The sequence below is a fragment of the Bradyrhizobium sp. USDA 4506 genome (assembly GCF_054058795.1).
This window is the reverse complement of the sequence record NZ_JBSSBM010000002.1, coordinates 7,773,025-7,786,372: the sequence shown is the minus strand read 5'-3', so window position 1 is coordinate 7,786,372 and position 13,348 is coordinate 7,773,025. Positions and strand designations below refer to the sequence as shown.

Annotated in this window: 10 protein-coding genes; 6 read left to right on the top strand and 4 right to left on the bottom strand. The window is 66.7% G+C overall.

Going from position 1 to position 13,348, the window contains the following annotated elements; all coding sequences use genetic code 11:
• Window positions 1-88: 88 nt before the first annotated feature.
• Together ACVIHF_RS38720 and ACVIHF_RS38715 are read right to left on the bottom strand one after the other, a co-directional pair.
• Window positions 89-1,876: an acyl-CoA dehydrogenase C-terminal domain-containing protein gene (locus ACVIHF_RS38720; protein ID WP_456793573.1), complete on the bottom strand. Its 1,788-nt coding sequence runs from the start codon at window positions 1,874-1,876 to the stop codon at window positions 89-91.
• A gap of 107 nt (window positions 1,877-1,983) precedes the next feature.
• On the bottom strand, window positions 1,984-2,400 hold the full coding sequence (locus ACVIHF_RS38715) for a nuclear transport factor 2 family protein (RefSeq protein WP_229191371.1): 417 nt from the start codon (window positions 2,398-2,400) through the stop codon (window positions 1,984-1,986).
• A 160-nt stretch (window positions 2,401-2,560) separates the two neighbouring features.
• On the opposite strand from ACVIHF_RS38715, the gene ACVIHF_RS38710 reads away from it, so the two are divergent.
• The 5 genes from ACVIHF_RS38710 (at window position 2,561) to ACVIHF_RS38690 (ending at window position 10,003) form a co-directional block, all read left to right on the top strand.
• The gene (locus ACVIHF_RS38710) at window positions 2,561-3,148 is read left to right on the top strand and encodes a PadR family transcriptional regulator (RefSeq protein WP_310882044.1); all 588 of its coding nucleotides are present in this window, start codon (window positions 2,561-2,563) and stop codon (window positions 3,146-3,148) included.
• Between the two features lie 368 nt (window positions 3,149-3,516).
• Window positions 3,517-7,071, top strand: a complete 3,555-nt coding sequence (locus ACVIHF_RS38705) for a hypothetical protein (protein ID WP_456793572.1) — start codon at window positions 3,517-3,519, stop codon at window positions 7,069-7,071.
• A 115-nt stretch (window positions 7,072-7,186) separates the two neighbouring features.
• A complete protein-coding gene (locus tag ACVIHF_RS38700; protein WP_456793571.1) occupies window positions 7,187-8,029 on the top strand; it encodes a hypothetical protein in 843 nt (280 codons plus the stop codon).
• 265 nt (window positions 8,030-8,294) lie between these two features.
• The gene (locus ACVIHF_RS38695; protein WP_092088120.1) at window positions 8,295-9,224 is read left to right on the top strand and encodes a sulfite exporter TauE/SafE family protein; all 930 of its coding nucleotides are present in this window, start codon (window positions 8,295-8,297) and stop codon (window positions 9,222-9,224) included.
• Entirely contained in the window at window positions 9,221-10,003 is a 783-nt protein-coding gene (locus tag ACVIHF_RS38690; protein ID WP_456793570.1) for a TIGR02186 family protein, read from the top strand. Before ACVIHF_RS38695 ends, ACVIHF_RS38690 begins: the two co-directional genes overlap by 4 nt.
• Before the next feature lies 1 nt (window position 10,004).
• Here ACVIHF_RS38690 and ACVIHF_RS38685 read toward each other — a convergent pair whose 3' ends face one another.
• On the bottom strand, window positions 10,005-11,315 hold the full coding sequence (locus ACVIHF_RS38685; protein WP_456793569.1) for an aspartate aminotransferase family protein: 1,311 nt from the start codon (window positions 11,313-11,315) through the stop codon (window positions 10,005-10,007).
• A 147-nt stretch (window positions 11,316-11,462) separates the two neighbouring features.
• Here ACVIHF_RS38685 and ACVIHF_RS38680 point away from each other — a divergent pair, with 147 nt between their 5' ends.
• Window positions 11,463-11,954: an Lrp/AsnC family transcriptional regulator gene (locus ACVIHF_RS38680; RefSeq protein WP_456793568.1), complete on the top strand. Its 492-nt coding sequence runs from the start codon at window positions 11,463-11,465 to the stop codon at window positions 11,952-11,954.
• Between the two features lie 14 nt (window positions 11,955-11,968).
• Here the strand turns inward: ACVIHF_RS38680 and ACVIHF_RS38675 are convergent, their stop codons facing one another.
• Window positions 11,969-13,300 carry an NRAMP family divalent metal transporter gene (locus ACVIHF_RS38675; RefSeq protein WP_456793567.1) on the bottom strand — a complete coding sequence of 444 codons (1,332 nt, stop codon included), beginning with the start codon at window positions 13,298-13,300 and terminating at the stop codon, window positions 11,969-11,971.
• Between the last annotated feature and the right edge of the window lie 48 nt (window positions 13,301-13,348).

The following is a 13,348-nucleotide window of genomic DNA, read 5'->3' as shown; positions in this document are numbered from 1 at the left end:
CCGCAGCAGTGCGGCGGCAATTTTCAGGGCTTTCTTGTTTGACGCGTTTTCTTCACGCGAACCGGTCTCCACTTCGCTGGAAAGCGCTTCAGAACGCTTCCGCGGCCAATTCCATCGTGGTGGCGCTGCCGCTCTGGATCCGGGCCAGATGCACGGCGGTCTCCGGCAGCAACTTCTCCATGAAGAAGCGGCCGGTGACGAGCTTGGTGTTGAGGTACGGCGTGGTGCCGGCGGCGGCCTTGTCCTGCGCCACCTTGGCCATCTTCGCCCACATGTAGCCGAGCGCGACGAGGCCGAACAATTTCATGTAGTCGGTCGCCGCGGCGCCGGCATTGTCGGGCTTGGCCAGCGCGTTCTGCATCAGCCAGCCGGTGGCCTGCTGCAGATGGCCGAGCGCGGTGGAGAGCGGGGTGATGAACGGCTTCATAGCCTCGTCGGCACCATGCTCCTTGGCGAAAGCGCCGACCTCGCCGAAGAACGCCATCGCGGCACGGCCGCCGTCGCGCGGCAGCTTGCGGCCGACCAGGTCGAGCGCCTGGATGCCGTTGGCGCCTTCATAGATCATCGCGATGCGCGCATCGCGCACGAACTGCTCCATGCCGTGCTCGGCGATGTAGCCATGGCCACCGAACATCTGCTGCGCCGAGACCGTGTTGGCGAACCCGGTGTCGGTCAGGACGCCCTTCAGCACCGGCGTCATCAGGCCCATGTGATCGTCGGCAGCCTGGCGATCCCCAGCATCGTTGGAGCGGTGCGCGACGTCGCTCTTCAGCGCGGTCCATACCACCATGGCGCGCGCCGCCTCGTTGAAGGCGCGGATGGTGAGCAGCGTGCGGCGCACGTCGGGATGCACGATGATCGGATCGGCCGGCTTCTGGGGCTCCTTCACGCCGGTCAGCGAGCGGCCCTGCAGGCGCTCGCGGGCATAAGCGACCGCGTTCTGATAGGCGACCTCGGACTGCGCGAGGCCCTGCACGGCGACGCCGAGGCGGGCCTCGTTCATCATCACGAACATGCCCTGCATGCCCTTGTTCTCTTCGCCGATCAGCCAGCCGGTGGCGTTGTCGTAGTTCATCACACAGGTGGAATTGCCGTGGATGCCCATCTTGTGCTCGATCGAGCCGCAGCTGACGCCGTTGCGCTGCCCGAGCGAGCCGTCGGCATTGACCAGCACCTTCGGCACCACGAACAGCGAGACGCCCTTGATGCCGGCCGGCGCGCCTTCGATGCGCGCCAGCACCAGATGGATGATGTTCTCAGTGAGGTCGTGCTCGCCGGCGGAGATGAATATCTTGGTGCCCGTGATCTTGAAGCTGCCGTCGGCCTGGCGCACCGCCTTGGTGCGGAGCAGGCCGAGATCGGTGCCGCACTGCGGCTCGGTCAGGTTCATGGTGCCGGTCCACTGGCCGGCGACCATCTTCGGCACATAGGTCTGCTTCTGCTCGGGGGTGCCGTGCACCAGGAGCGCCGCGGTCGCGCCCATGGTCAGCCCGCCATACATCGAGAACGCCATGTTGGCGGAGATCTGGAATTCGTTGACCGCCTGCGAGAGCGTCACCGGCAGGCCCTGGCCGCCGAATTCCGTCGGCGCCGAGAGGCCGAGCCAGCCGCCTTCGGCGACCTGCTTGAAGGCGTCCTTGAAGCCCTTCGGCGTGGCGACGCTGCCGTCGTCATTGCGCTTGCAGCCTTCGAGATCGCCTGTGCGATTGAGCGGCTGCAGCACCTCTTCGCTGAGCTTGGCGGCCTCGCCGAGGATCGCCTCGCGTACATCGGCCGAGGCATCGGTGAAGCCGGGAAGATTGCCGTAGCGGTCGATCTGGAAAACGTCGTTGAGCAGGAAGCTGACGTCTTCGACGGGGGCTTTGTAGGTTGGCATGCTGGTCTCCCGGCTGGCACGTGACCGCATATGCGACGGACGCTGCGCAGCGTGTCCTTGGGTTGTTGGAGCGGACCTTATCCGGTTCCGGAGGTCCGCGGCAGATGCTATCGCGACTGTGATTGCGACGTTGCGCCGCTTTGCTTCATCAACTCCTCGCCCATCATCCGATGCAGCAGGTTGATCGCCTTGAGCGGACGCACCATCACCTTGAAATGCGTGATCCGGCCGTCACCATCGAACGTGATGATGTCGACGCCGTTGAGCTTGATGCCGTCGATCTCGTTCTCGAATTCGAGCACCGCGCCGGTGTCATTGCGCCACTCGCCGAGATACTTGAAGGTCGGGCCGCCGAGCACCTTGGCGGCGCTGGTGAGATATTTGAAGGTGATGTCGCGGCCACGCTGCGGCGTGTGCACGACCGGACTTTCGAACACCGCGTCGGGATGCAGCAGGTCCCACAGAGCGGCGGTGTCGTGGGACTTCATGTAGGCGTACCACTTGTCGAGGCCCGGCTTGCTCATTCGGACGTCTCCTGCGGCGGGGTTAAGAAGCCTGGACATCGGCGCGCGCGACAGGGCGGCACGCCGATCACCATATGCATATTGACGCATATGCACACTAACGCATAAAGTCAAGCGAACTTCAGAATGGCCTTTTGGGGAACTGAGATGGAGGTGGGCGTTGGCACTCGGTGACGCAATCCTTGCCTGCCTCACGGAACGTCCGATGACGGGCTATGAGCTCGCCAAGACGTTCGATGCGTCGATCGGCTTCTTCTGGAAGGCCGACCATCAGCAGATCTACCGGGAGCTCTCGCGGCTGCGCGACAAGGGGCACGTCCAGGGCCGCGAGGTGGTGCAGTCCGGCAAGCCCAACAAGCTGGTCTATACCCTGACCGCCGAAGGCCGCGCGGCGCTGAAGCACTGGGCAGCGCGCCCGAGCGTGCCGCCCTCGATCAAGGATGACCTTCTGGTCCGGCTCTATGCGCTCGACTGCGTCGATATCGAGCCGCTGCGCAACGACCTGATGGCGCGGCTGGAGCATCACCGCGACCGCTATGAGCGCTATGAGCGCCTGCTCAACAAGCGCTTCCCCGACGGCACCGCGCCGCCGGCCGATGTCGGCAAGATGCTCAGTCTGCGCCTCGGCATGCGCCATGAGCGCATGGTGGTGGAATGGTGCGAGGAGGCGCTCGACGCGCTCTCGGCCATGTCCGGCCGCAGCAATGTGCTGCCGCTCGACGACGGCAAGCGCGAAAGCAACAGCTAGAAACAAATCTCCAACCTCCCCTTGAAAAGGGGAGGTTGCTTTGCTCGAAGAACAAAGCGGGTGGGGATCATCGCTCTCCACACGCAGCAGTGTGTGCGGCTGACCCCCATCCCGACCTTCCCCCTTTCAGGGGGAAGGAGAAGCTTGGCGGCGACGCAAGTCGCTGTCCTGATCCGGCGCAACAGGTTCCCGGATTCCCTAACTTTAGCGCCCGTCGGCCGCATTCCTTAACCCGTTATTTACCGTGACGGGAAAAAGTCAGCAGCTGAGGCAGACGCCCGGCGCAGAATTCGATTGTCTCTTAACGGGAATGCGCGGGGAGGCTGCGGGCGCAGGGTGTAGCGCCGGAGTCGGGACCGGACGGAATCATGAATTCGCGCGTATCGTGGAGTGTTGACGGCATCGATCCCTCCGTCCGCGACAGGGCCGAGGCGGCTGCGCGCCGCGCCGGGATGTCGCTGAACGACTGGCTCAACTCCACCGTCGGTGAACCGAGCCCGCCGGATTGGCGCATGGAGCAACGGCAGCCGATGCCGAGCCGGGAAAGCCGCGAGGTCGCCGATATCCACCAGCGGCTCGACGCCATCACCCGCCAGATCGAACAGATTGCAAAGCCTCTGACGCGCGCCGAAGCGGTGCGCGCCGAAGTGCCGCGCGGCCAGCCCGCCGTCGCGCGGCAGCTGAACGACGCGATTTCGCGCCTCGATGCCCGGCTGTCGCAAATTTCGCGGCCGCAGCCGGCGCGCGAGCCGCAGCCACAGCCGATGCGTGAGTCGCAGATGCAGCGCGAGCCGCAGATGCATGACCGGCAACTGGAGGAGAGGCTGCGCCAGGCGGAGGCGGTCGAGCGCGCCGCAGCCCAGGTCTATCGCCCCTCGCCGCCACTGAGCCCGGCCTCGTTCGATTTCGCGATCGCGGAGATCGCCGCGCGCCAGAACGAGCTCGACGTATCGGCACAACGGCAGATGCCGCCGCGCGGCACGCCGCCGATGCCGCAATCGACGCCGCCGATGGCCGCCTATGCGCCACCGCCGCCTGCCGGGCCCGACTTCTCCTCGCTCGAGCGTCAGCTGCTCAAGATCACGAGCCAGATCGAGGCGCTGCAGCGGCCCGACCATATTGAACAGTCGATCGCGGCCTTCCGCGGCGAGCTTGCGGAGATCCGCCAGGCGATCACCGAGGCGATGCCGCGCCGGGCGATCGAGTCGATCGAGAACGAGATCCGCTCGCTGCATCACCGGATCGACGAGCTCCGCCAGGAGGGCCGCAACGGCCAGGGCCAGGCGATCGCCGGCATCGAACGCGCGCTGTCGGAAATCCGCGAGGCGCTGCGCACGCTGACGCCCGCCGAGCAGCTCACCGGCTACGACGAGGCGATCCGCAATCTCGGCGCCAAGCTCGACATGATCCTGCGCGCCAACGACGATCCGTCGACGGTGCATCAGCTCGAGAGCGCGATCGCCGCGCTGCGCGCCATCGTCTCCAACGTCGCCTCCAACGACGCGCTGCTGCAGCTCTCCGGGGACGTGCATGCGTTGGCCGCGAAGGTCGACCAGCTGTCGCAGATGTCGCGCGCCGAGAGCCATGGCGATGCCTTCGCCGGGATCGAGCAACGCATTGCCGCATTGGCCTCGACGCTGGAGACCCGCGAGCGGCCGGCCGGCTATGACAACACCGATGCCATCGAAGGCGCCCTGCGCTCGCTGTCGGAGCGGATCGACCGCCTGCAGGTCGGCAACGACAGTTCGTCGGCATTCACCCATCTCGAGCAGCGCGTCTCGTATCTGCTCGAGCGCCTGGAGTCCGCCGACCAGCGCTCCGGCAATCTCGGCCGGGTCGAGGAAGCGCTGCATGACATCATGCGGCACCTCGAGGCGCAGCACGCCCACATCGCCTCGCTCGCCGACGCCGCCCGCAACGTCAGCACCTCCTCGCCGCAGCCGATGATGGACAGCGGCATCGTCGACATGGTGAAGCGCGAGCTGTCCGACATCCGCTTCAGCCAGTCGGAGACCGACCGCCGCACTCAGGATTCGCTGGAGACCGTTCACAACACGCTCGGCCATGTCGTCGATCGTCTCGCGATGATCGAGAACGATCTGCGTACGGTGCGCACCGCGCCGCCTGCTCCCGCGCCGGCCGAGTCGCGGATGGAAGCTCCGCGGATGGAGATGCCGCGCGCGGCGATGTCGCAGCCGATCGCGCAGCCCAAACCTGAAGCGTACAAGCCTGAATCGTACAGGCCCGAATTGCCCAATCCTGCGCTGGCGCAGGAGCACTTCATGTCCGCGCCGCGCGAATTCCATGCCGCGCAGCCGGTCGAGAGCGCGCCGCCGCCGCTGCCGCCGCGCGCGATCAGCGAGATCCTCGAGCCGCATGCGGCGTCCGCACGCGCCGCGATCGCGCCGGACCTGCCACCGGATCATCCGCTCGAACCGGGCACACGCCCCTCCGGCCGCGTCGCTTCGCCGTCGGAGCGGATCGCGGATTCCGAGCGCGCGATCTCTGATCTTCCCGCCGGCAAGAAGGAGCCGGTCTCGACATCGAGCTTCATCGCCGCCGCACGCCGCGCCGCGCAGGCCGCTGCCGCGCAACCCGTCAACGAGAAGGCGGCGCGCGCCGCGAGCAAGGCTGCAGCCAAGGCCAAGGAGAAGGCCGACAAGGCCGCGAAGGCGGCTGCCGCCAAGGCCGGCACGGCCGCGGCCGGCGCGACGGCGACTGGCGCGCCGGAGGCGCCGCCCTCGACCATCACCTCCAAGATCCGTTCGCTGCTGGTCGGCGCGAGCGTGGTCGTGATCCTGCTCTCGACCGCCAAGATGGCGATGAACCTGCTCGACACCAGCCCCGCGCCGCAGGTGCCGGCGATCGAGCACAGCGAGCCGGCCACGCCGACCATGCAGCCGCCTGCCGAGAATTCCGCAGCCCCCGCCCCGGCTGCGCCGTCCGGCCTGCCCGGGTCGTCAGTGCCCGGGCCATCGATGACCTCGCCGACCCCGCTCGGCCGCCAGTCCAACAATACTCCGGCGCCGAACACGCTCGACAGCGCGCAGGTGACGTTCCCGCCGGCAATCGCGCCCGCACCGGCCGCCGCGCCTGAGCCGACCGCGGTACCAACGGCCGCTGCCAACGACGTCACCGGCACGATTCCGACCGCACCGCCGCTCGGCGGCAAGCTCGCCATGGTCCAGATCCCCGCGGGCGAGAAGCTGCCCGATGCGATCGGTGGTCCGGCGCTGCGCAGCGCCGCGATCAAGGGCGATGCGGCCGCGGCCTATGAGGTCGGCGTCCGCTTTGCCGAGGGCAAGGGCGTGACCGCCAATGTCGACGAAGCCGCCAAATGGTATGCCCGCGCGGCGCAGGCCGGCGTGGTGCCCGCGATGTTCCGGCTCGGCACCTTCTACGAGAAGGGCCTCAGCGTGAAGCGCGACTTCGATGTGGCGCGACGCTATTACGTGCAGGCCGCCGAGCGCGGCAACGCCAAGGCGATGCACAATCTCGCCGTGCTCGACGCCGATGGCGGCGGCAAGGGCGCCGACTACAAGAGCGCCGCGCAGTGGTTCCGCAAGGCGGCCGATCGCGGCGTTGCCGACAGCCAGGTCAATCTCGGCATCCTCTATGCCCGCGGCATCGGTGTCGAACAGAACCTCGCTGAGTCGTTCAAGTGGTTCAGCCTCGCGGCCGCGCAGGGCGACGCCGACGCCGGCCACAAGCGCGACGATATTGCCAAGCGGCTCGACCCGCAGTCGCTGGCCGCAGCGAAGCTGGCGATCCAGACTTTCACCGCCGAGCCGCAGCCGAGCGATGCGGTCAACGTCCCGGCGCCCGCCGGCGGCTGGGACGGCGCGGCCGCGCAGCCCGCAGCGGCGAAGCCGGTCAAGCAACCCTCGAAGCGGACCGCGGCGCTCGCCGCTCCAGCTCACTAGGTTCGAGACGGCTGCGGCGCCTTGACGGCGCCGCTGTCCTATACCTCCGGCCTTCCGCCGTGTAGACAGGCGCGCAGTTCCGCGCCGTCGGCGCACGCGTTCCGGAGGGTCAGGCTTGTCTGTCGACGATCGCCAGGATGATGGAACGGGCCACCGTTCGTCGCCGACCGGTCCCCGCGTTGCGCCGCCGCGGCAGGCGCCGTCTCCATTCGCCCCGCGCCCCTCGGCCTCGCCTCCGCCGACGCCGCAACGGAACGCGGCATCGCCGCCCCGCGCCTTCCGGTTCTCGCTCTGGTCCATCATCATCTTCGTGCTGCTGCTGTCGAGCGTCGCCATCCAGGCTTACCGTGACCTGTCGACGCCGGGCGCCTGGGACTTCTGGCGCGAGACCTACATCGCGGCCAGCATGACGTCGGCGGTGATTCCCGATGTCGACATCGACGGATCGGGCCGCGGCCGGCGGGCGCTTGCGATCAGCGGCAAGATCGGCTCGGCCAGCGCGAGCTGGTTCCGCGACCGGCTCAGCGAGGCGCGCCTCGCACCGGGCGACGTCGTGCTGTTGTCGTCGCCGGGCGGCGCGCTGAACCAGGCCGCCATCATGGGCGAGGTCGTCCGCACGCGCGGGCTGGTCACCGCGGTCGCCACATCAGATGCCTCGGGCAAGCTCCGCCCCGCGTCCTGCGCCAGCGCTTGCGTCCTGGTCTATGCCGGCGGCCAGACCCGCTATGGCATCGCAAGCTCGCGGCTCGGCGTGCATCGCTTCACGACGAGCACGCCGGTCAGCGATCCCCTCGCCGAGGCACAACGCATCCAGGGCATGGTGCTGGGCTACATGACCAAGATGGGCGTCTCCTCCGGGATCGTCGAGGCGATGTCGCAAACCTCCGATATCCGCTGGCTAAACCCGAAAGAAGCGCTCGCGCTGAACCTGATCACCAAGCCTGTCGATCGGCCGTGAGGCGCCACCGGCGCCATTAATCTGAATTATCAACCACGTCCGCAGACGGCGGCCGAGTGCGGCGAAAAATGCCCCCGGGAGCGGATTCTTTAGTCCCTCCCCCCGCCGAATTCGGTTATGCAAGAACGCGGCAATCGACCCGCGTTCGCCTGCGTCTTGCGCGCCGACCGGATTCGTTCAGCCGGAGAATGCCCGACCAGAACGACATCACGCCGTGATGCGGCCTTGTGCCGAGTTCGCGGCGAACCGACAAGAAGCGACGCGCGTGCAGCTCTATCTCCCGATCGCCGACATTCCGGTCAATGTCTTCCTCATCCTGGCGATGGGCGCGGCGGTTGGATTCGTCTCCGGCATGTTCGGCATCGGCGGCGGCTTCCTGATGACGCCGCTGCTGATCTTCGTCGGCATCGCGCCCGCGGTCGCGGTCGCCTCCGTCGCCAGCCACATCGCGGCCTCCTCGTTCTCCGGCGCCATTTCCTATTGGCGCAGACGCGCGATCGATCCGCTGCTGGCGGCGGTGCTGCTGGTCGGAGGCACGCTCGGCACCACGTTCGGGGTGTGGACCTTCACCTTCCTGCGCTCGCTCGGCCAGCTCGACCTGATGATCGCGCTGTCCTACGTCATCCTGCTGACGACGGTCGGCGGGCTGATGTTCTGGGAAGGTTTGCGCGCCATGCTGCGCGTCCGCCGCGGCGGTCCGATCGCGCTGCGCAAGCCCGGCAGCCATGGCTGGATCCACGGCCTGCCGCTGAAAGTCCGCTTCAAGCGCTCCAAGATCTATCTCTCCGTCATCCCAGTGGTCGTGGTCGGACTCGCGATCGGCTTCATCGGCGCGGTGATGGGGATCGGCGGCGGCTTCATCCTGGTGCCGCTGATGATCTATGTGCTGCGGGTGCCGACCTCGACCGTGATTGGCACCTCGATGGTGCTCACCCTCGTCACCATGGTGTTCGCGACCATGCTGCACGCTGTGACCAACCATCTGGTCGACGCCGTGCTGGCGCTGATCCTGATGGTCGGCGGCGTCACCGGCGCGCAGTTCGGCGCCCGCGCCGGGCAGAAGATCCGCGGCGAGCATCTGCGCCTGCTGCTCGGCCTGCTGGTGCTCGCGGTCGGCATCCGCTTTGCGGTGGAGCTGGTGATCCGGCCGCAGGACCTCTACAGCATCCGCGAAACCGGCGGAGCCCCGCCATGAGGCTGCGCGCGGCGCTCGCGATCATCGGTCTCGCCGCCGCCAGCCTGGCGGCCGCGCCCGCTCATGCCGAGCGGCTGATCGTGTCGGTCTCCAACCACCGCGTCACGGTGACGCCGAACTATTCCGGCGGCGAGCTCGTGCTGTTCGGCTCGGTCGAGAAGGACGACAAGGCGCCGGCCAATCGCAACAATTACGATCTCGTCGTCACGGTGTCCGGCCCGCGCGCCGACATGGTCACGCGGCGCAAGGAGCGCAAATTCGGCATCTGGATCAACACCGACTCGCGCCAGTTCCTGCAGGTGCCGGGCTATCTCGCGCTGTTCTCGAATCGCCCGTTCGACCAGATCGCCTCGCCCGAGGTGCAGCGGCGGCAGCAGCTCGGGCTCAACAACGTGCTGCTGATGCAGCGGGTCGGGCCCGACTATGCCGACGTGGTGCCGAACGACCCGTTCCGCAGCGCCTTCGTGCGGCTGCGCTCCGAGCACGGGCTGTACCGTGAGGCGGCCTCGGCGGTGACCTTCCTGACCCCGACCCTGTTCCGCACCGGCATTCCGCTGCCGGCGGAGGTGCCGATCGGTACCTATAATGTCGAGATCAAGCTGTTTTCCGACGGCGCGCTGGTGACCAAGGCCGAGACCGCGTTCGAGATCGTCAAGGTCGGCTTCGAGCAATTCGTCGCCACCACCGCGCGGCATAACGGCCTTGTCTACGGCCTGATCACCGCGTTCATGGCGCTGATGACCGGCTGGATGGCCTCGATCGTGTTCCGCAAGGATTGATCTAGCCAGCCCTGCTTTGCAATGCGCTTTCGAACGCGTTGCTGAGGATCGAGAGGCCAAGATCGATCTCGTCGTCGCTGATCGTCAGCGGCGGGGCGATGCGGAATACGCTGCCCATGCCGGGCAACTGAACGATGTTGGTGCTCAGTCCAAGCTGCATGCAGCGCTGGGAGACACGCGTTCCGAGCGCTTCGTCAGGCTCCTTGCTGTAACGGTCGCGCACGATCTCGATGCCCTGCATCAGCCCCCTGCCGCGCACGTCACCGATGCATTCGAGCCGGTTCTGAAGTGCGAGGAGCCCGTCCCTCAGCCGCGCGCCCGCTATCCTGGCGCGCTCGACCAATCTGTCGCGAAGGATGATCTCGATGACCTTCAGCCCGACCGCGGCCGGCATCGGGTCCGACACATGCGTCGTGTAGAACAGGAAACCGCGTTCGTGACACCGCTCTTCGATCTCGGCGGTGGTGATGACCGCAGCCAGAGGCAGCCCGGCACCGAGCGTCTTCGACAAGGTCAGGATATCAGGCACGACGCCGTCGCGCTCGAAAGCGAACATGGCGCCGGTTCTGCCGAGGCCGGTCTGCGCCTCGTCGATGATCAGCAGCATGCCGCGTGCCCGGCACAGCTCCTTCAACTCGGCAAGGTAGCCTTCAGGCAGGTCGATCAGCCCGCCGGAGCTGAGGATGGGCTCGGCGATCATGCAGGCGAGCGAGCCGGTCGATTGGCGATCGATCAGATCGATGGCGTAGGCCAGCTCGGCCCGCCAGTCGGCCGCGTTGCCGAAGCGCGGGCGATAGGGGTTCGGCGTCGGGATCGCGAGCGAGCCGACCGGCGCGGGACCATAGCCCTTGCGGCCGGCTGAATAGGTCGTTCCGGCCGCGCCAGACGTCATGCCGTGCCAGGACTGCGCGAACGCGACGGTCTCGAAGCCGCCGGTGGCGAGCTTGGCCATCTTGATCGCAGCTTCATTCGACTCGCCGCCGGTGCTGAGCAGCATGACGCGATCAAGCCCCGGCGGCAGCAGGCCCGCGAGCTGTTCGGCCAGCGCGACGACCGGGCGCGTCAGCATGCCGCTGAACAGATGGTCGAGCCGTTCGGCATGCTCGCTGATGGTCTGGACGATCTCCGGGTGACCGTGACCGAGCACGGCGCTCATCTGCCCGGACGTGAAATCCAGGATGGCCCGGCCGTCGGCGTCATAGACGAAGCACCCGGAGGCGCGCTCGATGATGACGGGAGCGAACGTCCCGCCATAGCGAATGAGGTGCCGCCGCGCGCGATCCCAAAAGGATTTGTCGTCATTTCCGGCCATGCCCGCTCCTTGTTGCTCGGTTGCAGCGATCAAAGAACCCTCGCACCGCATCTTATGCGCGCGCGAGGGCAATGACATTGCGATTTGAGATGCATTTCAGCCCTTCTTCTGCAAACAATTGCGCAAAAGATGGAGAATGCGAAAGAAATGGGAACCGCGATCGTGATTGACGAGATCGACCGAAAAATCCTTGACGTGCTGCAGGTCGAGGGGCGCATCACGAATCTCGGGCTGGCCGAGCGGATCGGCCTCTCGTCCGCCCCCTGCATGCGACGCGTTCGCACGCTCGAAGAGGCCGGCGTCATCAATTCCTATGTGGCGCTGGTGGACCCGACGCGGGTTGGACTCGGATTCGACGTGATCGTCGAGGTCCGTCTCAAGCAACAGAACAGGGAATCCTTCACGCGCTTCGAGCGGAAGGTGATCGACCTTCCGGAGGTCGTCGAATGTTGCATGATTGCCGGCGATTGGGATTACTCGCTACGGATCGTGTCCTCGGACCTCGCGCGCTATCAATCCTTCATCCTCGACCGCCTCATGCATCCGGACAGCGATATCGCGAGCTATCGCACGACGATCATCCTGCGAAAGGTCAAATCGACGACCAAGATCGATAGCTCGCTGTTCGGCAAGGGTTGAGGAGTTCGAACAAGCTACAGCAGGAAGCCGATCCCCATCGCGATCACGCTGAGCGCCATCGCGCCGGTCGAGAGCCAGCCGAGCCAGTACAGCCAGCCGCCGACCACAAAGCGGTCCATGACGTCCCGGCGGCGGGCCATGAACATCAGCAGCACCATCACGGGCACCGCGAGCACGCCGTTGACGACCGCGCTCCAGTACAACGCCGCGATCGGATCGATCGGCGTGAAGTTGAGCGCGATGCCGATGCCGCCCGACAGCGCCAGCACCGAATAGAACGCGATCGCCTCCTTCGGCCTGCGCGTCAGCCCAACCCGCCATCGCCGGCCCTCGCCGACGGCATAAGCCGTCGCACCCGCGAGCACCGGAATCGCCAGAAGGCCGGTGCCGACGATGCCGAGCGCGAAGATCACCTCGGCAAACGGCCCGGCGATCGGGCGCAGCGCCTCGGCGGCCTGCGCCGAGGTCTGGATGTCGGTCTTGCCGGTGGCGTGCAGCGATGCGGCGGCGGTGACGATGATCGACAATGCGATCAGGTTCGAAAACGCCATGCCGGTGATGGTATCGGCGCGGATGCGCGAGAATTCGTGCTGGGCGCCGTAATGCCGTTCGATCAGCGGATGCTTGGTGACGTCGACCCGCTGCTCCTCCGCCTCCTGCGAGGCCTGCCAGAAGAACAGATAGGGCGAGATCGTGGTGCCGAGGATCGCAACGATGGTCGTGAAATAGTCGGCGCTCCAGCTGATGCGCGGCAGCAGCACGCCGGCCAGGGCCTCCATCCACGACACCTTGGCAAAGGCGAGCGCCGCGACATAGGCGAACAGGCTGAGCGTCAGCCATTTCAGGATCGTGACGTAGCGCCGGTAGTTCATGAAGATCTGCGCGGCCACCGAGGTGACGCCGAACAGCACCACATAGAGAATGGCCGGACCGCCGATCAGGAGCTTTGCCGCATCGGCCATGGCCGAGAGGTCGGCCGCGATGTTGATGGTGTTGGCAATCGACAGCAGCGTCACCGCGACGGCGAGCAGCCAGCCTGGATAATGCCGGCATACATTGCCCGCGATGCCATGCCCGGTGACGCGGCCGACCCGCGCCGAAATCTCCTGGATCGCGCTCATCAGCGGAAACGTCAGCAGCATGGTCCAGCCAATGCCGTAGCCGAGTTGCGCGCCGGCCTGGCTGTAGGTGCCGATCCCCGAAGGGTCGTCGTCGGAAGCGCCGGTGATCAGCCCGGGTCCGAGCGTCTTCAGGACGCGGCTGAAACTGAACGGCTGGCGCCGAGGCTTCGCCGCCGGCGCATCGTCATGTTTGTCGTGTGGTGGGATCGTCCCTTGCCGCGTCATGTCCGGTTCCAGCCGTCTGACAACGAGCCGGATACCGGCAAGGTTCCT